Source organism: Saccharopolyspora sp. NPDC000995 (assembly GCF_053599315.1).
The window spans coordinates 1-19,279 of sequence record NZ_JBSFLZ010000017.1 but is presented as its reverse complement, the minus strand read 5'-3'; the positions used below and the strand labels follow the sequence as shown (position 1 = coordinate 19,279).

The 19,279-nt window shown below is 67.1% G+C and carries 20 protein-coding genes; 15 read left to right on the top strand and 5 right to left on the bottom strand.

Features of this window, described 5'->3' with window-relative positions:
• Positions 1-13: 13 nt before the first annotated feature.
• Complete coding sequence (locus ACWDKQ_RS08790) at positions 14-1,411, bottom strand: sugar porter family MFS transporter (RefSeq protein WP_450138164.1); 1,398 nt, start codon at positions 1,409-1,411, stop codon at positions 14-16.
• Between the two features lie 219 nt (positions 1,412-1,630).
• On the opposite strand from ACWDKQ_RS08790, the gene ACWDKQ_RS08785 reads away from it, so the two are divergent.
• On the top strand, positions 1,631-2,782 hold the full coding sequence (locus ACWDKQ_RS08785) for a YncE family protein (RefSeq protein WP_450138163.1): 1,152 nt from the start codon (positions 1,631-1,633) through the stop codon (positions 2,780-2,782).
• 1,060 nt (positions 2,783-3,842) lie between these two features.
• Positions 3,843-4,301 (top strand): RICIN domain-containing protein, encoded by a 459-nt coding sequence (locus ACWDKQ_RS08780; RefSeq protein WP_450138212.1) that lies wholly within the window; start codon positions 3,843-3,845, stop codon positions 4,299-4,301.
• Positions 4,302-5,162: 861 nt separating this feature from the next.
• Here ACWDKQ_RS08780 and ACWDKQ_RS08775 read toward each other — a convergent pair.
• Complete coding sequence (locus ACWDKQ_RS08775; RefSeq protein WP_450138162.1) at positions 5,163-5,585, bottom strand: SPW repeat protein; 423 nt, start codon at positions 5,583-5,585, stop codon at positions 5,163-5,165.
• A 75-nt stretch (positions 5,586-5,660) separates the two neighbouring features.
• Here ACWDKQ_RS08775 and ACWDKQ_RS08770 point away from each other — a divergent pair, with 75 nt between their 5' ends.
• From ACWDKQ_RS08770 to pqqE, 9 genes are all read left to right on the top strand, one after another.
• A complete protein-coding gene (locus ACWDKQ_RS08770; protein ID WP_450138161.1) occupies positions 5,661-6,155 on the top strand; it encodes a MarR family winged helix-turn-helix transcriptional regulator in 495 nt (164 codons plus the stop codon).
• Between the two features lie 220 nt (positions 6,156-6,375).
• Positions 6,376-8,094 carry an MFS transporter gene (locus ACWDKQ_RS08765; protein WP_450138211.1) on the top strand — a complete coding sequence of 573 codons (1,719 nt, stop codon included), beginning with the start codon at positions 6,376-6,378 and terminating at the stop codon, positions 8,092-8,094.
• 508 nt (positions 8,095-8,602) lie between these two features.
• Positions 8,603-9,064, top strand: a complete 462-nt coding sequence (locus ACWDKQ_RS08760) for an MSMEG_3727 family PQQ-associated protein (protein WP_450138160.1) — start codon at positions 8,603-8,605, stop codon at positions 9,062-9,064.
• Between the two features lie 13 nt (positions 9,065-9,077).
• On the top strand, positions 9,078-10,763 hold the full coding sequence (locus ACWDKQ_RS08755; RefSeq protein WP_450138159.1) for a PQQ-dependent dehydrogenase, methanol/ethanol family: 1,686 nt from the start codon (positions 9,078-9,080) through the stop codon (positions 10,761-10,763).
• 42 nt (positions 10,764-10,805) lie between these two features.
• The gene (gene pqqA, locus ACWDKQ_RS08750) at positions 10,806-10,949 is read left to right on the top strand and encodes a pyrroloquinoline quinone precursor peptide PqqA (RefSeq protein WP_190823534.1); all 144 of its coding nucleotides are present in this window, start codon (positions 10,806-10,808) and stop codon (positions 10,947-10,949) included.
• A 139-nt stretch (positions 10,950-11,088) separates the two neighbouring features.
• Positions 11,089-11,985 carry a pyrroloquinoline quinone biosynthesis protein PqqB gene (pqqB, locus tag ACWDKQ_RS08745; RefSeq protein WP_450138158.1) on the top strand — a complete coding sequence of 299 codons (897 nt, stop codon included), beginning with the start codon at positions 11,089-11,091 and terminating at the stop codon, positions 11,983-11,985.
• Positions 11,982-12,692 (top strand): pyrroloquinoline-quinone synthase PqqC, encoded by a 711-nt coding sequence (pqqC, locus tag ACWDKQ_RS08740; RefSeq protein ID WP_450138157.1) that lies wholly within the window; start codon positions 11,982-11,984, stop codon positions 12,690-12,692. The genes pqqB and pqqC overlap by 4 nt, the downstream gene beginning before the upstream one ends.
• Positions 12,689-12,970: a pyrroloquinoline quinone biosynthesis peptide chaperone PqqD gene (pqqD, locus tag ACWDKQ_RS08735; protein ID WP_450138156.1), complete on the top strand. Its 282-nt coding sequence runs from the start codon at positions 12,689-12,691 to the stop codon at positions 12,968-12,970. The genes pqqC and pqqD overlap by 4 nt, the downstream gene beginning before the upstream one ends.
• Positions 12,963-14,054, top strand: coding sequence for a pyrroloquinoline quinone biosynthesis protein PqqE (pqqE, locus tag ACWDKQ_RS08730; protein WP_450138155.1), 1,092 nt, complete (start codon positions 12,963-12,965; stop codon positions 14,052-14,054). Before pqqD ends, pqqE begins: the two co-directional genes overlap by 8 nt.
• A gap of 201 nt (positions 14,055-14,255) precedes the next feature.
• On the opposite strand, the gene ACWDKQ_RS08725 is transcribed toward pqqE, so the two are convergent.
• Genes ACWDKQ_RS08725 through ACWDKQ_RS08715 form a run of 3 tightly spaced genes read right to left on the bottom strand, consistent with a single transcriptional unit; the run spans position 14,256 to position 15,126 of the window.
• Positions 14,256-14,492: a hypothetical protein gene (locus tag ACWDKQ_RS08725; RefSeq protein WP_450138154.1), complete on the bottom strand. Its 237-nt coding sequence runs from the start codon at positions 14,490-14,492 to the stop codon at positions 14,256-14,258.
• 1 nt (position 14,493) lies between these two features.
• The gene (locus ACWDKQ_RS08720) at positions 14,494-14,844 is read right to left on the bottom strand and encodes a hypothetical protein (protein ID WP_450138153.1); all 351 of its coding nucleotides are present in this window, start codon (positions 14,842-14,844) and stop codon (positions 14,494-14,496) included.
• A gap of 6 nt (positions 14,845-14,850) precedes the next feature.
• Complete coding sequence (locus tag ACWDKQ_RS08715) at positions 14,851-15,126, bottom strand: hypothetical protein (RefSeq protein WP_450138152.1); 276 nt, start codon at positions 15,124-15,126, stop codon at positions 14,851-14,853.
• A gap of 209 nt (positions 15,127-15,335) precedes the next feature.
• Here ACWDKQ_RS08715 and ACWDKQ_RS08710 point away from each other — a divergent pair, with 209 nt between their 5' ends.
• The 4 genes from ACWDKQ_RS08710 (at position 15,336) to ACWDKQ_RS08695 (ending at position 18,920) form a co-directional block, all read left to right on the top strand.
• Positions 15,336-16,430: a helix-turn-helix domain-containing protein gene (locus ACWDKQ_RS08710; protein ID WP_450138151.1), complete on the top strand. Its 1,095-nt coding sequence runs from the start codon at positions 15,336-15,338 to the stop codon at positions 16,428-16,430.
• Between the two features lie 442 nt (positions 16,431-16,872).
• Entirely contained in the window at positions 16,873-17,406 is a 534-nt protein-coding gene (locus ACWDKQ_RS08705) for a MarR family winged helix-turn-helix transcriptional regulator (protein WP_450138150.1), read from the top strand.
• Positions 17,330-18,139: an ABC transporter ATP-binding protein gene (locus ACWDKQ_RS08700; RefSeq protein WP_450138149.1), complete on the top strand. Its 810-nt coding sequence runs from the start codon at positions 17,330-17,332 to the stop codon at positions 18,137-18,139. Before ACWDKQ_RS08705 ends, ACWDKQ_RS08700 begins: the two co-directional genes overlap by 77 nt.
• Positions 18,099-18,920 carry an ABC transporter permease gene (locus tag ACWDKQ_RS08695; protein WP_450138148.1) on the top strand — a complete coding sequence of 274 codons (822 nt, stop codon included), beginning with the start codon at positions 18,099-18,101 and terminating at the stop codon, positions 18,918-18,920. The genes ACWDKQ_RS08700 and ACWDKQ_RS08695 overlap by 41 nt, the downstream gene beginning before the upstream one ends.
• Positions 18,921-19,279: the final 359 nt, after the last annotated feature.

The following is a 19,279-nucleotide window of genomic DNA, read 5'->3' as shown; positions in this document are numbered from 1 at the left end:
GCAACTCCTGAAATCATCGGTCCGGTCCTTCCGAGAGGCGGAACCGCTTGCTCCGGCGGAAGGCCTTCTCCAGCGATTCCAGGCTGCGCTGCTTGGTTTCCGGCACCATCCACCAGACGATCGGGAAGATGATCACCCCCGCCGCCGCGTAGGCGATGAACACGATCCCCGCGCCCACCAGCGAGGTGAAGGTGGGGAAGGTCAGCGCGACGAAGAAGTCCGTCAGCCAGTTGAACAACGTGGCCACGGCCATCGCCGCGCCGCGGATCGCCAGCGGGAAGATCTCCGCCAGCACCACCCACAGCACGGGGCCCCAGGTGGCGGAAAAGGTGTTGGTGTACGCCACGAACGCGGCGACCGCGATCCCGAACAGCGCCGGCGACTCGGGAGGCAAGAGCGACGCCGCCGCCCCGACCACGAACAGGCTCGCCGACATGCCCACCAGGCCGGCAAGCAGTACTGGCTTGCGACCCCAGCGATCCACGATCTTGAGCCGCACCACCACCGCGATCGTCGCGATGTTCACCAGCCCGTTCAGGAACGTGAACAGCAGTGCCGTGACGTCGGAAACCCCGAAGGTCGTCAGCACGGTGGGCGCGTAGTAGACGATCGTGTTGATCCCGGTGATCTGCTGGAACACGGCGAGCAGCGCGCCCAGCACGAGTAGGCGGCGCACCCACGGCGCGGACATGCGGGCGCCGAGCCTGGCGTCCCGCTGCTGGCGTTCGAGCTCGGTGATCTCGGCGAGTTCCCGGTCTGCGGCGTCCTGGTCACCGCGCAGGCCGACGAGCAGCACGCGTGCCCGCTCGGGGTATCCCCGGCGAACCAGCGACCGGGGCGTGTCCGGTGCGGCCAGCAACCCCAAGACCAGCACCAGTGCGGGTAACACGCCGATGAGAATCATCCAGCGCCACGAGCCGGAGAAGGCCAGCGCGTACCCGCAGGCGGCGGCCAGCGCCGTGCCCACGATGATCATGTACTGGTTCAGCGAGGTGATCCAGCCGCGGCCACCGGCGGGCGCCATCTCGGCCAGGTAGAGCGGCACCACCACCGACGCGATGCCGATCCCCAGCCCGATGATGAACCGGAACAACACCAGCGTGGCCACTGTCGGTGCCACACCCGCACCGAGCGCCCCGACGGTGAACACGACCCCGGCCGCGAGCAGCAGGCGTTGCCGTCCCTGCCAGTCGGCGGCCGGCCCGCTGGCCAGCGCTCCCACCATCGCCCCGACGACCGTGGCACTGACCACGGCGCCCTTGAGCAGCGGCGTCAGCGGCAGCTCGTGCGGGATGAACAGGATGGCGGCCGAGATGATCCCGTTGTCGTAGCCGAACAGGATCGCGGCCAGCGAACCCAGGGCGTAGACACGCCGCGTGGCGGCCCCTGGCTTCGGGGACGGCGTTCCCATCGACCACCTCCGATGCGGAAAACAACTGCGGCGCATTCCGGGTTCGGCTGCTCTCCATCGCGGCGACGGGCACCGGGGAGAACCGCAAGCGGATAGACGTCGATCGCGCCGCCCCTCGGCGCGCCCATCACGTTTCTGGTACCCCGCAGCGCCGCCCGCAATACCTCCACCGCGCTCGTGCGCTTGATATCCACCTACCGCGCAAGGGAAACTCTGAGCGTGGGATTACGCGCCGCCACACCGGCGCTGCTCTGCGCCACCGTGTTGTTGATGTCGGCGTGCTCGTCAACACCCGCGCTCGGACCGGGCGCTCCCCGCCCTGAGCCGCCAGCCAGAACGCACCCGACCGAGGAGCCGGCGCCGAGGACCGACCTCTACGCGGCCGCCGGGGCAAACATGCTTCACCCCGCCGCGAAGGAGGCCAAGCCGCTGGTCTACGTGCCGCACGCGGGGTCCGGGGACGTGTGGGTGATCGATCCGGCGACCTTCGCCGTGGTCGGGATCTACCCCGCGGGTACCGAGATCCAGCACGTCGTGCCGTCCTACGACATGCACACCCTCTACGCCACCGACGACCGGGGCGACCACCTGCTGGCCTTCGATCCGCGCACCGGCCTGCCGGGTCGGCGGATCCCGGTCGTCGGCGTCTACAACATGTACTTCACGCCCGACGGGACCGCCGCCATCTCCGTGGCCGAGGCCAGGCGCGAGCTGGTCTGGTACGACCCGCACACCTGGGCTCAGCTGGCCGCCACCCGGGTTGCGGAGTGCGCCGGGATCGACCACGCCGACTTCTCCGCCGACGGCCGCACGGCGGTGTTCACCTGCGAGTTCGCCGGCGCGGTGGTCATGCTAGACGTGTCATCGCACGAGTTGTTGCGGGTCATCCCGATGCCTCAGCGGCACACCCGCATGGGCCCGCAGGACATCAAGCTCGCACCGGACGGATCGGTGTACTACATAGCCGACTCGGACGCTAACGGATTGTGGGTGCTGGACGTGGCGGCGACGAGGGTCCTGCGCTTCATCCCGACCGGCATGGGCGCACACGGGCTCTACCTCTCCCGGGATGCGCGGCAGCTCTACGTCAGCAACCGCCACGAGGGCAGCGTCAGCGTGCTCGACGCCCGCACCGGCGCGGCCATCACCAAGTGGCGAATCCCCGGCGGCGGAAGCCCGGACATGGGCAACGTCACCGCCGACGGCTCCCAGCTGTGGCTGTCCGGCCGCTACGACCGCGCGGTGTACGTGCTGTCCACCGCCGACGGCTCGCTGCTCAAGAAGATCCCGGTCGGCAACGAGCCGCACGGCCTATGCGTGTGGCCGCAGCCCGGCCGATTCTCGATAGGCCACACCGGAATCACCCGCTGAACACAATCCACAGCGAACAACGTTTCTTGTGGTCCCGCAATTCACATTGAGCCCTTTTCCTGGCCCATCACAACCGCGAGGCCTGAAGTCTCACGGTCCGGGACATCCGCAAGCGACGTAGCCGCCTTGGCCTACCCTTGCAACCGGCACCGCCGCGGGTTCTCAGCGGTCCCCTCGCGAGGACAGCCTGGGCGCACGTATTGGTCCATGCACAAGTCCGGTCTGGTCCATGCACATCTCCGGGATCCACAGCCAAGAGGACCGTTGAGGCTTCACCACCCGCACTGAAACGCAAGAAGAGGCCGGAAAACGCTCATTGAGATTAGAACTTCGATTTCAACGGAAATTGCGGGCAGCCGGTTGGGGCGAACGGACCGTTCGTGTCGTCTACCGAGGTGAACAGTCCGTTCGCTGCACACCAGTTGGCGAAGAGCACGAAGCGATAGCCTTCACACCAAACGGAAGCAGTCGGTACACCAGCTCATCCCGGGCCAGCGGAACCTCCTCATGCTGGTCGATCGCGACGATAGCCATCGGCCCAACAGTGGTGTCTCCTGCCCCGCTTTGCTCATCTCCGCGAGTTCTTTCGAGCTGCCCGTGATCGACGGCTCCGGGACTACTCAACTCCCCCGGGAAACCCGAGGAATCGACGAGATGGTGTTCGAAGAGGCGAGGAGTTCTTGCGCCGCCACCGCAACGCGGTCGCGAATCCGGCACCCGCGATCAGCACACGTCCGCGCCCGGCATGACAGCTCCATCCTCGAACCACTACGTCACGCCGACCAGGCTTCCCGGCACACCATCGGCAGCGGATCCGGTGCGACAGCGACCACCGTAGACCACGATCAGATGCTTCACGTTTCTCCAAGACCGCGGAAATCCTGCCAGCCGGGCAGCCCGGTTGTACCCGGTTCGCGCTTCGCGGGCCAGTGCTCGCCCACAGTGGTGTGAATTGGGCATTTTCCGCTGGGATAGCAGTGAACTCGGTGACACACGTGCTCGAACGACGCGTGCTACATGAATCTCCTACACATTCTACGAGGTGAGTTCATTGCGTAAGGTGTGCCACTGGTCCCTGGCGGCATTGGGTGCGCTGTGCCTGAGCGGCTCGGTCGCGCTGCCGCTTGCCGCGGCGGAGCCCGCCCCCCGGGAAACCCCGCTGCACAACGTGGCCGATGACGGGTGCCTGTACAGCTCGGACGGCTACGGGGTCGCACTCGCCGAGTGCAACCCGAGCAGCCCGAGCCAGAACTGGTCCCGCGAGTACCTCGGAAACGCGGAGCTGCTCCGGGTCAACGGCACGAACAGCTGTCTGGGCCAGGTTGACGGCCCCAACGTGCGCCTTTCCGCGTGCGATTCCTACGACGCGAGCCAGCGGTGGCGGGTCGAGCCTGCCGACTCTGGCAGCCTGATCTACCACCCGGCCACGAACAGCTGCCTCGGCAACCTCGGCCAAGAGCAGGTGCGGCTGTTCAGCTGCGACCCCTCGAACCCGGCGCAGCAGTGGCAGATGAGGTAACGATCCGCGTGGAACCCGGTGTCCCAGGTGGCGATTCCACGCGGAATCGCCGCTCACCCCTGCCCGGGTGAGGTATCCGATCCGAGCGGTTTCCGAGCGGGCGGGGACAGCCGGTCCCCGCCCGCTCGGACGCCCCCGAACACGGGCGGATCAGGTGCCGAACTGCCGGGACGTGAGTACCCGCGCTGACCGGGGGTGAGCTAGTCGATGACGATGTCGTAGGCGGCGAGCTTCGCCCTCACGATCTCGCGAACGCACGGAGCCCAGGTCGGCTGGTGGGCATGATCACCGGCTCGAGGCCGCGACGTCCAAGATCACGGCGGGCGGTATGGGACAACCGGAATCTCGACCACGCTGGGTGTGCGGGTTGCCGTAGCGATGCTTCGTGTTCGCGCGGCAGGAAGGATGATGCGTTGGGGCCTATGAGGCGGTGTGGCGACGTCCGGAACTTACTACGAACGTCAGTTTCCGCGAACATCGCGAACACCTCGTCCGGCAGGGAACGGGCGAGGTGTTCCGCTACATCTACCGGCACAACTTGTGGGGCAGCCCGGAGTCGGTGTCCGGGCAGGGCTCGGAGGACGCCGCCACGGCACGTCTGCGCGCTGAGATCCCGGCCCTGTTTCGCCGGCGCGGCGTGCGGTCCATCGCCGACGTGCCCTGCGGAGACTTCGGTTGGCTCAGCAGGACCGAACTGGGCGTGGACAACTACTTCGGCGGCGACATCGTCCCCGAACTCGTCGGCCCGAACCCAGGTCCGCGTCGTCGGCGCGGAGTGCTGCACCCGGGACGTGGCGATCACGGTGGTGACCACCGGCATTCGCATGCCGGCGGTCACCGGGCGCACCGCTTCGCCGGGCTTCAGCGGTGCTGCAGGACAAGGCCTGCGGCTGCGATCCCCAGCAGCACCACGATGGCGCCGCTGACCACGTTGCTGATCACGACCGGCATCGTCGCGACGGCACCGCTGATGACCCATTGCGCGATGATCGTCCAGACCCCGAGGATGGGGACCAGCCATGCGACGCCGTGCAGCCGGCCGAAGGCCGAGGCGTAGCCAACCGCCAGCCCGGCGACGGTGAGACCGATGATCAGGTTGTTGATCGCGAGCGGGCTCATGCCCGCGAAGCCGACGATCCACGGCGATAGGGCGACGTACAGCCCGGCCAAAATCATCAAGCCGTACGCAGCCTGCGCGATGGGGGTCTCGGCGATGTGCTCGTAGCGGGACCGGAGTTCCGTCAGATCAGGATGTCCCGCGATGGGAATCTGCTGGCTCGTCATGATGCACCTCCCAAGTACATTTCGGTGCTAGACCCAGCTTGACATGCGTATTTGCAATGTGCAAGTCTTGCTTCCATGAAGCCTTCGCCCTCCCGGGATGCCGCGCCCAGGAAGCGCCACGCGGACGCCATCGACGCGTTCGAAGCGGCGACGCGCATGTTGGTGGGGCTCGCGACCAGCAGCCTGGCGAGCGAGACCGTGACCCTCCCGCAGTTCCGGCTCCTCGCGGCGCTCGCGGACAGGGGGCCGCTTCCGTCTTCGCGGGCCGCGGCAGCCCTGGGGTTGAACGCCTCATCGGTGACGCGCCTCGGCGACCGCTTGGAGCTCGTCGGCCTGCTCTCCCGGACCCGCGAGCCGGACAACCGCAGCGTGGTCACTCTCGCCCTCACCGCGGCGGGCGACGAGCTGGTACACCGAGTGCTAGCGTCCCGGCGCGAAACCCTCTCCCGCCTGCTGGGGCAGCTCGATCCACGAGAGGTCGACGGGGCCACCAAAGCCTTGTGGCGTCTGACGAAACTCGCGGCCGCGGACAAAGCACTGGGCGAGCTGGTGCCATATCCGCACGGCTGATCACCGCGCCCACTTGTTGCACGACGCAACCAACAGTAAGGTTAGTTTCGTGCAGTAAATACTTCTCCTGGTGAGGGAAGTGATGGCGATGGCATCGTCATCGGAGCCGGCCGAACTGCCGGTGGACTCGCTGCCGGCACGATGTCTGCGGGTCGGAGCGGACCCGGTCGGCCCGCGCTACAAGTGGATCGCGCTGTCCAACACGACGCTGGGCGTGCTGATGGTGACGATCAACATGTCGATCCTGATCATCGCGTTGCCGGACATCTTCCGTGGCATCCGGATCAACCCGTTGGAGCCCGGCAACACCGGCCTGCTGCTGTGGCTGATCCTGGGCTACCTGGTGGTCACCGCGGTGCTGGTGGTCACCTTCGGGCGGCTGGGCGACATGGTCGGCCGAGTCCGCATGTACAACGCCGGTTTCGCCGTGTTCACGGTGTTCTCCGTGTTGCTGTCGATTACCTGGATGCACGGCACGGCCGGGGCACTGTGGCTGATCGGCATGCGCGTTCTGCAAGGGGTCGGCGGCGCGATGCTGATGGCGAACTCCAGCGCGATCCTCACCGACGTTTTCCCCGTAGAGCAACGCGGATTGGCGTTGGGGCTGAACCAGGTGGCGGGCATCGCGGGGTCGTTCATCGGCCTGATCCTCGGCGGGCTGCTGGCGCCGGTGCAGTGGCACCTGGTCTTCCTGGTGTCGGTTCCGGTCGGGTTGTTCGGCACCTGCTGGGCGTACTGGAAGCTGCGAGACACCGGCACCACCGAACATTCGCGGCCGGACTGGTGGGGCAACCTGACCTTCGCGATCGGGCTGGTGGCCGTCCTGGTGTCAATCACCTACGGCATCCAGCCCTACGACGGCCACGTCATGGGCTGGACGAATCCGCGAGTGCTGGCCACGATGGCCGCCGGGCTGCTGGTGCTGGCGGTATTCTGCGTGGTCGAAACCCGCGTGGCGGAACCGATGTTCCGCCTCTCGCTGTTGCGGATTCGGGCGTTCACCGCCGGGAACATCGCCAACCTGCTCTCCGGCATCGGCCGCGGCGGGCTGATGTTCATCCTCGTGATCTGGTTGCAGGGCATCTGGTTGCCGCAGCACGGTTACGGTTTCGAGTCCACTCCCCTGTGGGCGGGCATCTACATGCTTCCGATGACCATCGGGTTCCTGGTGGCGGGCCCGGTGTCGGGGTGGTTGTCCGACCGGTGGGGAGCGCGGCCCTTCGCCACCGGCGGGATGCTGCTGGCAGCGGTGAGCTTCGTGCTGCTGGCGTTGCTCCCGGCGAACTTCCCCTACCCGGCGTTCGCCTGCATCCTGCTGCTCAACGGGATCGGCATGGGCCTGTTCGCCTCGCCGAACCGCGCAGCCATCATGAACAGTCTGCCGCCGCAGCGGCGGGGCGTGGGCGCGGGCATGAGCACGACGTTCCAGAACTCGGCGATGGTGCTTTCCATCGGGGTGTTCTTCAGCCTGATGATCTCCGGTCTGGCCCAGACGCTGCCGCAAACGCTGTCCAGCGGGTTGATCGCGCAAGGCGTGCCCGCGGCTGACGCAACGCGTGTGGCGGACCTCCCGCCTGTTGCGGTCCTGTTCGCCGCACTGCTCGGCTACAACCCGATCCAATCCCTGCTCGGCCCGAGCGCGCTACAGCAGCTGCCCGCCGACCACGCCGCGTACCTCACCGGCCGGAGCTTCTTCCCCGCGCTGATCTCCCCGCCGTTCTCCCAGGGGCTGACCATGGCGTTCGGATTCGCGGTGGCCGCCTGCCTGGTCGCCGCGATCGCATCCTGGCTGCGCGGCGGCAAGTACGTCTACGCCGAACCACCGGAACCCGCCCCGCCCCGTGCCATCCCACCAGCGCACCAGGAGGAAGCCGCGGTGCCGGGACCCGCGCCGGTCGAGCTCCAGCCAGCGGATCCACCCCGCGACGCGAGCGAATGATGTTGTGGGAGCAGGCAATCCGGCCCGTGCGCCCGCGTGCACACCAGCTTGTGCGACTTACGCAAGCGCGGCGGCGGAGTTACCCTTCACCTGCGGTAGGACACACGCGGCGGGAGGTGTCGGGTGGTCCAGACGAGGCTGGCCGTGCGGGTTGCGCCGGGCGCAACCGGTAGCGGTGGCCTTGCGGCGATACCCGGCCCGCTCGCTGCGCGGTTGCCGTTGGGGATTTCTCGACTGAGCCGACCGTGCCGCTTGCTGGCGGCTGGGCGGAAACCGGTTTCTGCGCTGAAACTCCTCGGCGTGGTTCAACGCCGGAAGCCGGTTCGGGGAACGGCGCGGCGACCGGGTGTGGGATGATTCTCGTTCCCCACAAACCACTTTCCGCGTGGCAGGCCAGATCGACCGCCACCCGGAACCAGGTGAGTCACCTGGGAAGCAAGCAAGAACCCGTCGTCCACCGGCGGCAGCACCCCAACGGTGGAGCATTCGGGATTAGGAGATGAAGCCGATGGCGACCGCAGAAGATCTGTCGGCACTCGTGAGCAAGATCGGATTGGACAGGCAGAACAAGGCGGCACTCGGCCGGCTGGCAACACACGGCAACCTCGGTTATGCCGAAGAGGGCGCCGAGGGCCGCATGCACGCCCAGATCCGGATTCCGCCGGACGAGCTGGTCTGGGATCCCGAGATCCTCGTCCTGCCGCACGGGGGCGACCTGGAACTCGAGATCTTCAACGATGACCTGAACACGCACTGCGCGCTCTTTCCGAGCAACGGCGACAGCCAGTTCGTCTGGTTGCCGGTCCAATCCCGGGCAACCGCCGCGCTGAACCTCGATGGCCCGGGCTACTACTGGTACAGCTCGCCCATCGGCAACGACGAGGGCCGCGGCCTGATCGGAGTGATCGTCGTGCTGGGGGATGTCCCGCAGCAGGCTCGCCTCGACCGCCCGGACCAGCCACGACCATAGGAAGGAGCGGGTGATGACGGAATACGTGGATGCAGGGCGGGCCGTCGGCCAGGCATCGCTGAGCGGTCTGGCTGGCATTGCGCCGCCGGTGGTCCAGGACGTCACGTACGACCGGATTCTGCAGGCCCGCTCGGAACCGCAGAACTGGCTCACCTACTACGGCGCCTACGACGGGAAGCGGTACAGCCCGCTGGACCAGATCAACACCGAAAACGTCAAGCGCCTCGTCCCCGCATGGGTGTTCCAGTCCGGGTCGGCCGGTCTCCACGCGGGTCCGTCGACCTACTCGTTCGAGGCCGCCCCGATCATCGTGGACGGCATCATGTTCGTCTCCGGGTGGGACGGCTTCGTGTGGGCCATCGACGGCCGGACCGGGCAGGAGCTGTGGCGGTATAAGCACGCCATCCCCTACGACACGTCGCTGTGCTGTGGAAACGTCAACCGCGGGGTCGCGGTGGCGAAGGGGAAGGTCTTCGTCGTCACGCTCAACGCCCACGTGATCGCGCTCGACGCCACCAACGGCGAGCTCGTTTGGGACGTGACGTACGGCGACGTGCGGGCCGGTGAGAGCGCCACGGTCGCGCCGCTGGTCGTCAAGGACATGGTCGTCGTCGGGAGCTCCGGCGGGGAGTTCGGCGTGCGCGGCCACCTCGATGCCTTCGAGCTGGACACCGGGCGGCACGTCTGGCGGTGCTACACCGTGCCGAAGCCCGGCGAACGAGGCTCCGAAACCTGGCCGGACGGTCCGGCCTGGACGCGGGGCGGCGGCAACTGCTGGGTCACGGGCACCTTCGACCCGGAGCTGAACCTCATGTACTGGGGAACCGGCAACCCGGCACCCGACTTCGACGGGGGCCTCCGCGAGGGCGACAACCTCTACACCGACAGCGTCATCGCCGTGGACCCGGACAACGGCGAGATCCGCTGGCACTACCAGTACAACCCGCACGACCTCTGGGACTACGACAGCACGATGGAGCACATCCTCTTCGAGCTGGACGGGCGCAAGCTGCTGGCGCACTTCGACAAGAACGGGTACTTCTTCGTCCTCGACCGCACGAACGGCGAACTGGTCCGGGTGGCGCCCTTCGTCGACCGCATCACGTGGGGCGAGATCGACCCGAACGGCAAGGTGACGCCCAAGGTCTATCCCGAGAAGGAAGGGGAAGAGGTTCACTTCTGGCCGGGACCGGCTGGCGGAAAGGAATGGACGCACGCGGCGTACAGCCCGCGGACGCAGCTGTGCTACGTCCCGGTCCAAGACGTCGGCGCGGCGGTCACGCGTCGGCGCCGGGAGTTCAAGGAGAGCATCCCCTACTGGGGTGCGAGCGTCACCGTGGACTCCGACGACATGGCGGGGTCGGTATCGGCATTCGATCTGTCCAACGGCAACGAGGTGTGGCGCTGGCGCAACGAGGTGCCGATGTGCGGTTCGGTGCTGGCCACCGGCGGGGACCTGGTGTTCGCGGGCGAACCCACCGGGGAGTTCAACGCCTTCGACGCGCGCACCGGCGAGCTGCTGTGGCAGTTCCAGACTGGCTGCGGCCACCACAGCAACCCCACGACCTACAGCATCGACGGCAGGCAGTACCTGGCCGTGCCGGTCGGGTGGGGCGCATGGGTCGAAGGATTCCTCCCCGGGATGCTCGGGGCTCCCCACGGGGACGCCCTCTTCGCCTTCGCGCTTCCGCAGGAATAGTCCCGGATTCGGGTCGGACGTCCGCAGGGAGGAGGTGCAGTCATGGAATCCGTTGCAACTCGGCCAACTCTTGAATGGGAGCCCCCCGAGTTCGCCGAAGTCGACTGGGAGCCACCGGAGTTCGAGGAGCTCCAGTGCACATCCGAAGTGACGATGTACATGTACGTCGCGCGATGGGAGGACTAGCAGCCGGAGGACCGGTGGCTGAGGCACGGGCGCCGGGGTCGAGTCCGGCGCCCGGGTCGTGAGGCTTCTGGGTTGCTACAGGCCAGAAGCTCACAGCCGCGATCGGCACTGGTTCCGAATGCATGGGCGGAGGAGCGGAATGTGGGTGCGGGTACTCGGATCGGCAGCGGGCGGCGGCTTTCCGCAGTGGAACTGCGCCTGCCCGAACTGCCGCGCCGTCCGCGACGGTTCCCGGCCCTGCCGGCCGCGCACCCAGTCGGCGATCGCGGTGAGCGGTGACTACCGGAAGTGGTTCCTGTTCAACGCATCTCCCGACATCCGGGCCCAGATCGAGGTTTTCGCCGCCCTGCAGCCGGGTGGCGGGCGGGCGACACCGCTGCGCGCGGTGCTGCTCACCGACGCCGAGATCGACCACACGCTCGGCATGTTGCTGTTGCGGGAGGCGAAAGCCATCGAGCTGCACGCCACGCCCGCGGTGCAGGAGACGTTGTGCGATGGGACAGCAGTGCTGCGCACGCTTGAGGCCTACTGCCAGGTCACCTGGCGACCGGTCGTTCCGGGCGCCGACGTGCCCTTGGAGGGCGGGCTTTCCTACCGGGCCTTCAACGTCCCCACCAGCAAACCGCCCCGATTCAGGGCAGGCCGCGAGCAGGGGCGGGTCGTGGGCTACCGGCTGACCAGCGAGTCCAGCGGCCGGGCGGTGGTGTACCTGCCGGGGGTGCAGGAGCTCACCGCCGAAGTGCGCTCGGAGCTCGACGACTGCAGCTGCCTGCTCGTCGACGGGACCTGCTGGCACGACGACGAGCTGATCCGGCTCGGCTTGGCCCGGAAGACGGCGCGCGACATGGGGCACCTTCCGATCGGTGACCCCGGGGGCAGCCTCGAACAGCTGTCACCGCTGCCCATCGCGCGCAAGATCTACATCCACATCAACAACACCAACCCGATCCTGCTGGACGACGCACCCGAGCGGCGTGCCGTCGAGCAGCGCGGCATGGAAGTGGCCGCGGACGGACTGGAGGTGCGAGTGGCGTGACGACGCTTACCGGAACCGGCAGCTTCACCGCGCAGCTGCGTGCCCAGTCGCGGCGCTACCACGACCAGCACCCGTTCCACGTCAAGATGAACGAGGGGCGGCTGAGCCGTCGTCAGATCCGGGGGTGGGTGGCCAACCGCTTCTACTACCAGGCGAACATCCCCCGCAAAGATGCCGCCATCCTCGCCAACTGCCCGGACCGCGAAGTGCGTCGGCGGTGGGTCCTGCGAGTCCTCGACCACGACGGCACGACTGGCGACGAAGGCGGCATCGGCGCCTGGCTGCGTCTGGCCGAGGCGGTGGGGCTGGGCCGGGCGGAGGTGCTCGACGAGCGCCATCTCGTCCCCGGGGTGCGGTTCGCCGTAGACGCGTACGTGACCTTCGCCCGCACGCGGCCGTGGGTCGAGGCGGTGGCGTCCTCGCTGACCGAGCTCTTCGCACCGGAGCTGATGGCCGACCGGCTCGCCGCGTTCGAACACCTCTACCCCTGGATCGACCGCGACGGCCTCGGCTACTTCCGGTCCCGCCTGGCCCAAGCGCCCCGCGACGCCGAACACGCCTTGCAGGTGGTGACCGAGCACTGCCGCTCGGCCGACGAGCAGGCGCGCGCCGTGGCGGCGCTGTCATTCAAGTGCGAAGTTCTGTGGAGCGTCCTCGATGCCATCGACCAAGCTTTTCCCGACTCCGGCGATGCGGGAGCGCTATGAGCACGGCAGTGGAATCGGCGAGCCGCCCCAGGATGGCGTCGTACGTGCGCCTGGTCTTCGACCAGGTGCGCAAGCGGCACATGCTGTTGGCACCGGAGTCAGTATCGGTCCTGAACCCGACCGGCGCGGCCGTGCTGGGCCTGTGCGACGGGCGGCGAACGGTCGCCGAGATCGTGGCCGAGCTGCGTGGCCAGTCCGACCACGTGGCATGCGACGAGGTGCTGGGTTTCCTCACGCGCCTCGCCGCCAAGCGGTACGTGGAGGTCGACGATGACTAGCCCGTTCGGTTTGCTGGCCGAGCTCACGTATGCGTGCCCGCTGCACTGCCCGTACTGCTCCAACCCGCTCAACCTGGCCGACTACGGGGAAGAACTGACCACGGCGCAGTGGCGGCGGGTGCTGACCGAGGCACGCGAGCTGGGCGTCGTGCAGGTCCACATGTCGGGTGGCGAGCCGCTGCAACGCCGGGACGTGGTGGAGATAGCGCGCAGCGCCAACGAGTTGGGCCTGTACACGAACCTCATCACGAGCGCGATCGGTCTCTCGCAGCGCCGCGCGGAACAGCTGCGGGCTGCCGGTCTCGACCACGTGCAAATCAGCATCCAGGCCCACGAGGCAACCGCGTCCGACAACATCGCGGGCACGCGCTCCTTCGAGCGCAAGATCGCGGCTGCTCGGCTGGTGAAGGAGCTGGGCTGGCCGCTGACGTTGAACATCGTCCTGCACCGGATGAACATCGACCGCATCGCCGACATCATCGCCCTGGCCGAGCGGTTGCACGCCGACCGCATCGAGTTGGCGAACACCCAGTACTACGGCTGGGCCTTGCACAACCGCTCCGCGCTCCTGCCCAGCAGGGAGCAGATCGATCGGGCGGCGGCCGTCGTGCGCGCAGCGAACAAGCGCCTGGAGGGGAAGACAACGATCATCTACATCCTCCCCGACTACTACACACAGTATCCAAAGCCCTGCATGGACGGTTGGGGACGGCGACAACTCACCGTGACGCCCAACGGCGACGTCCTCCCCTGCCCCGCCGCGCACACCCTGCCGTTGCCGCGCGCGAGCGTGCGCGAGAAGTCGCTCGCCTGGATCTGGGCGGAATCGCCGGTGTTCCAGCGCTTCCGCGGCACCGACTGGATGCCCGAGCCGTGCCGGAGCTGCCCCCGTCGCGAGATCGACTTCGGCGGCTGCCGCTGCCAAGCTTTCCTGCTCACGGGGGACGCCGCCCGCACCGACCCGGTCTGCATCCTCTCGCCGGACCACGAGATCGTGGCCGACGCGGTGCGCGCGGCCAACGAGGAGACGAGGCCCCTCGCGGCGGCCCTGACACCACGTCCGCATCCGCGCGACACCCGGTAGGGCGCCTAGAACGGAGCGAACGGACCGTTCGTGTCACCTACCTGAGTGGACAGGCCGTTCGCTTCACACCGGTTGGCCAGGCAGAGCCAGACCACTCCCGCTAGGGCGGGCAGCGGAACCGCCCGGCAGGGCCAGTTCCAAGACAACCTCAACGGCCCTCAGAAGCTCTCACGGGACCTGATGCCAGCCGAAACGGCACCCTCACGCTCCTTCGCTGAGCACGGCTTCGCGTTCCTGCACGAGCCGGGTCCGGATCTGCTCCAGTCGTTGGTTCTCCAGCTCCACAGCGGTGGTCAGCACGCAGGCATCGCAACCGATGCGGGCCCGAGCGGGTTCGCCTTCGGCGAGTTGACGGCACACGGTGAGCGCCGGGCTGGTGTTGGGCCGGATGATGTGCACAGTGCCGTCGGGGTCGGTCCAGCGGTCGTCGCCGAGCATTTCAGCCTCGTTTCTTCTTCTCGAACTGCGCGCAGTGGGCTCGGACCCACTGCGCAGCGCGGTGGGTGAGGGTGGTGGGGTCCCAGGCCGTGTCGATCTCGACGGTCCAGGGCAGCGGGTACTCGTCGGAGCAATCGATGTCGCCGTGGTAGATCCGGACAGTGCTTTCTCCTGCATACCAGCGGAATACGGACGACGAGTACAGGTAAACCAGGTACGCACCGCGCCGGTCCCGACGCATCAGCGGCCCTTTCCGCATAGCGGGTATCCGGTAAACCGTGATCGACTTCCCGTTGTGGAAAGTAACGGTCTCCGGCACGGCCACGGCAGAGATATCAGCCCATTCCAACATGTTCAGTCATCCACGATGGTGGTGGAAGGTATGCGTCGTCATCGGCGCATGAACCTTCATCTCCTTCAGGGCCTCGTTGCAACGCGAACAGGTCGGAGCGTGAATCCAGTCGATTTCGGACGGCTTAGCGAGGGCGAAACTCTCGTCGCAGACGGATATCGCGGATGGGCCCGCGTTCGCGCTGGCGCCGAAGAACGCATGCCGAACCAGGCCGTAGGTACTCGTGTCGTCCGGAACTGGTCGCCAGAAGTAGCGCAGCCATGCTGCCTGCGTCGTCGTCATGGGAGCCTCTATTCGTGGTGCCGTCGGTCGTTGCTTCGCGATGCTCAGTTGGTGGGGCAGTCCCCGCCAATCGGTCGGGGGAACACTTCCGGAGGAAAACGCTGAAAGTGAAACGATCAGCGAGGACTGCCTGTAAGTAGTTTCGTAGGCACGGACAGTAAGCGGTAGGGTTTGGCTGTTCACTGGTGTTCACAACGGGGGCGAGGCTGATGACGGGCGCGGACTTGCGGGCTGCGCGCGATGCTGCGGGGTTGAGCTTGTCTCGGATGGCGCATCGCACGCACTTCGCCAAGTCGTACTTGAGCATGGTCGAAACCGGGAAAAGGTCGGTTGCGCCGGATGTGGTCGACGCCTACGAACAGGTGCTCGGCGTGCCGTTGCGGCCCGCTCCGAGTGATCCGTTGCGGATCGCCCATGAATGGCTGGTTTCCGAGTCACCGATTGCCGTTCAATTCCGCTCCGGTCGGCGGGTGGGTGATTCTCTGGCGGAGGAGCTGGAAACCCGCGTGATCGAGCTTCGTCATCTCGATGATGTGGTGAGCAGCCAGGATCTCTTGCCTGCTGTGTCGAAAGAACTGGGGGAAGCCGACAGGCTTGTGCGGTCGGCGAGCTTCTCAGAGCCAGTGGGCCAACGTCTGTTCACGGCCATTGGAGAACTGGCCCAGCTCGCTGGCTGGATCGCAAGCGATGCGGGCCGTTACGCCGAAGCGCAGCGGCTGTACATCTCAGGCGTGGGTGCGGCCGGTGAAGCGCCCGATCGCGTTCTTGGAGCCCAGTTGTTGTCGAGCCTGAGCTATCAGGTCGCAAACGTCGGTAACCCACGGGATGCGGTGCTTTTGGCTCGGACTGCGGTGAAGGGTGCAGACGGGGCAACGCCCGTTGTTCGCGCACTCCTGCTCGAACGCCTGGCATGGGCCTCGGTCAAGGCCAAAGACATCCATGGCACCTGGCAGGCGCTTGGTGCCGTGAACGACTCATACGAACGACGAGGCGACGACGGACCTGAGCCAGAATGGGTTTATTGGCTCAACCGATCCGAGATCGACATCATGGCGGGTCGCTGCATGATCGAGCTGGGCAGGCCCCACGATGCCGAACCACTCCTGTCGAACGCTGTCGCGAACTACCCTCCCGATCATGCTAGGGAGGTAGCACTTTATCTTTCGTGGCTTGCTGAATCCTACGCCGGAACCGGTGATCTGGACGCCGCCCGCGAAGCTATCGAACGGGCACAGCGCTACGCCGCAGCCATGCCCTCAGCCAGAACCGATGACCGGCTCCACACGGTACGACAGTTGCTTTAATATAAGCGCCCTCCTCAGACCCGCGCAGTGGACCTGCCAGAGCTAGCCGATACCGCTTGGAAATAGCGTCCCGGCAACCACCTGTTCGGCGTATCAACAACCCCTGCTCCAGGATCCCAAGCGCAGTGGAACAACAAGCCACTCCCTGTAGCAACCAAAAGCACGCGACCTGTCAGAGCCAGCCCCGGTCGTGGCCGCCGTGGCATTCGGCCCGGCCTGGAAGCCGACGACCAAGCCCAGCAGGGCGAAGGGCAGCGCGCCGAGCCAACTCTGCGACCTTCAGGGTGTTCGGAAACGCTTAACCACTGGCCAATTTTCTCCTCGGTTTAACAAGAACCACTTCTGCAACTCGCGTTGCGCCTTTACCTGCACCGCTATTCGAGCTGAGGCTGGAAAACGCTTGTTTGCGCGAATACCTCTCAATGCGAGGTAACGTGGTCGTGTGGGCTATGTGGACGCGCGGGTCGTCGCCGACGAGCTGATGACCGTGATCGCGGCGCTGCGGCGGACAGTGCGGCGCAGCCTTCGCGCCGAGCTACCGACGGCAGACCTGCGGGGTGCCCAGGTCGAACTGCTTCGGGTCGTCGAAGCGCAGCCGGGCATCAGCGTGACCGCCGCCGCCCTGCACCTGCGGATGGCGGCGAACTCCGTCAGCACGTTGGTCAACCAGCTCGCCCGCGTCGGCTTGCTGCGCCGTGAAACCGATCCCGACGACCGCCGCGCGATCCGGCTGAACCTGACCGGCACTGCCGCGTATCGGCTCGCGGCCTGGCGGCAGGCGAGAACCGGCCTCGTTGGCGATGCGCTCGCCGAACTGTCCACAGCAGACCAGGAGGCGGTTTCCGGTGCGCTGCGCGGTTTGCACGCGTTGGTCGAGGTCCTGGAAGGAGGTGGCGCCGGTGACCGAGCGGATGGCCGTGCGGTGCAGGGATCTGCGGCACGCGTTCGGCGACCAGATCGCGGTCGACGGGGTTGATCTGGACGTCCGGCCCGGCGAGGTGTTCGGATTGTTGGGGCCTAACGGTGCAGGCAAGACCACCACGATCCGGGCGATCACCACGCTCCTGCCCACCAAAGCGGGAACGGTCGAGGTCTTCGGCGTCGACGTGGCGCGCCACAAGCTGGCGGCGCGACGGCTGATCGGCTATGTGCCGCAGCAGCTTTCGGCCGACGGGTCGCTGACCGGGCGGGAGAACGTCGCGCTGTTCGCCCGGCTCTTCGACGTCCCCCGAGCGCAACGGCGATCCGCGGTGCGCGCCGCGCTTGACGCGGCAGGGCTCGCCGATGCCGCCGAGCGCCTGGCCAACACCTACTCGGGCGGCATGGTGCGCCGCCTGGAACTCGCCCAGGCGCTCGTCAGCGGGCCGAAGCTGCTGGTGCTGGACGAGCCCACGATCGGCCTCGACCCCATCGGCCGGGAGAGCGTGTGGGCCCGGATCCGCGAGATCCGTGCCGAGACCGGCATGACCGTGCTGGTGACGACGCACTACATGGACGAGGCGGACCAGCACTGCGAGCAGATCGCCCTCATGCACCGCGGGCGGATTCGCGCGCGCGGCACTCCAGCGAAGCTCAAGGCCGCCGTGGGGCCGGACGCCACGCTCGACGATGTCTTCCGGACGATCAGCGACGACGCCTTCGGCGCCGAAACGGGGGAAGGGATGCGAGATGTCCGCGCGGCCCGACGTACTTCCAGCCGCCTCGGTTGAACCGGTGCGGCGCAGTCTGCCGGGCCTGCTGTTGGCGCGGGTGGCGGCGATGTGCCTGGTCGAGCTGCAGAAGTTGCGGCACGACCGGACCGAGCTATTCACCAGGGCCATCCAGCCCGCGCTGTGGCTGCTGATCTTCGGCGAGGTGTTCACCAGGCTGCGGTCCATACCCACCGGGAACATCCCGTACCTGGACTACCTGGCGCCGGGGATCCTCGCGCAGTCGGCGCTGTTCATCGCGATCTTCTACGGCATCCAGATCATCTGGGAACGGGATGCCGGCGTGCTGGCGAAGCTGCTGGTCACGCCCACGCCGCGGGTCGCCCTGGTCACCGGCAAGGCGTTCGCCGCCGGGGTGCGCGCGCTGGTGCAGGCGCTGGTGGTGCTGGTGCTGGCCGCGCTGCTCGGCGTCGGCCTCACCGCCAACCCGGTGAACCTGCTTGCGATGGCCGTGGTGGTGGTCCTCGGCTCGGCGTTCTTCTGCTGCCTGTCCATCACCATCGCGGGACTGGTGCTGTCCAGGGATCGACTGATGGGGATCGGGCAGGCGATCACGATGCCGCTGTTCTTCGCCTCCAACGCCCTGTACCCGGTCGATCTGATGCCGGAGTGGCTGAAGGTGGCAAACTACGCGAACCCGCTCGGCTACGAGGTGGACGCGTTGCGCGGCCTCCTGATCGGCACGCCCGACCACCTGTCGCTGGACTTCGCCGTCCTGGTCGTCGCCGCCGGCACCATGATCAGCATCGCCTCGGCCCTCCTCGGCCGCCTGGCCCGGTGACCGGCCCGCGGGGAGGGGGCTCTCGCCGATTTCGCGCGAAGTCGGCACTGAAATCGGCACCCACCGACGTCCGGGTGCCGGCCCACGGCCGTCCGAAGTAGACGACCTGCCTCGGGCTGCCCGAATTCCGCGTGGGTGGTTGCGGCGCTGCCACGAGCACCGACCCCGCCAAACAACTGTTGCAAATGAATTGCAACTAGACTTCGGCGGTAGTGATGACGGGGGTTGGAGACTGTTCCTGGTTCCGAGTAAGTCTGTGTCAACGCGTGCTAAACTTTGCGCGTGAAGTTGAAGGAGTGGGCACGTGAGCAGGGTGTCTCGTATCGAACCGCGCTGAACTGGTTCCATGCGGGCACCCT

Bases quoted from the DNA above. Each gene is read 5' to 3' on its own strand.
- ACWDKQ_RS08790 (WP_450138164.1), bottom strand. From the start codon at position 1,411: ATGGGAACGCCGTCCCCGAAGCCAGGGGCCGCCACGCGGCGTGTCTAC.
- ACWDKQ_RS08775 (WP_450138162.1), bottom strand. From the start codon at position 5,585: ATGACGAGCCAGCAGATTCCCATCGCGGGACATCCTGATCTGACGGAA.
- ACWDKQ_RS08770 (WP_450138161.1), top strand. From the start codon at position 5,661: ATGAAGCCTTCGCCCTCCCGGGATGCCGCGCCCAGGAAGCGCCACGCG.
- ACWDKQ_RS08765 (WP_450138211.1), top strand. From the start codon at position 6,376: ATGGTGACGATCAACATGTCGATCCTGATCATCGCGTTGCCGGACATC.
- ACWDKQ_RS08760 (WP_450138160.1), top strand. From the start codon at position 8,603: ATGGCGACCGCAGAAGATCTGTCGGCACTCGTGAGCAAGATCGGATTG.
- ACWDKQ_RS08755 (WP_450138159.1), top strand. From the start codon at position 9,078: ATGACGGAATACGTGGATGCAGGGCGGGCCGTCGGCCAGGCATCGCTG.
- pqqA (WP_190823534.1), top strand. From the start codon at position 10,806: ATGGAATCCGTTGCAACTCGGCCAACTCTTGAATGGGAGCCCCCCGAG.
- pqqB (WP_450138158.1), top strand. From the start codon at position 11,089: ATGTGGGTGCGGGTACTCGGATCGGCAGCGGGCGGCGGCTTTCCGCAG.
- pqqD (WP_450138156.1), top strand. From the start codon at position 12,689: ATGAGCACGGCAGTGGAATCGGCGAGCCGCCCCAGGATGGCGTCGTAC.
- pqqE (WP_450138155.1), top strand. From the start codon at position 12,963: ATGACTAGCCCGTTCGGTTTGCTGGCCGAGCTCACGTATGCGTGCCCG.
- ACWDKQ_RS08725 (WP_450138154.1), bottom strand. From the start codon at position 14,492: ATGCTCGGCGACGACCGCTGGACCGACCCCGACGGCACTGTGCACATC.
- ACWDKQ_RS08720 (WP_450138153.1), bottom strand. From the start codon at position 14,844: ATGTTGGAATGGGCTGATATCTCTGCCGTGGCCGTGCCGGAGACCGTT.
- ACWDKQ_RS08715 (WP_450138152.1), bottom strand. From the start codon at position 15,126: ATGACGACGACGCAGGCAGCATGGCTGCGCTACTTCTGGCGACCAGTT.
- ACWDKQ_RS08710 (WP_450138151.1), top strand. From the start codon at position 15,336: ATGACGGGCGCGGACTTGCGGGCTGCGCGCGATGCTGCGGGGTTGAGC.
- ACWDKQ_RS08695 (WP_450138148.1), top strand. From the start codon at position 18,099: ATGTCCGCGCGGCCCGACGTACTTCCAGCCGCCTCGGTTGAACCGGTG.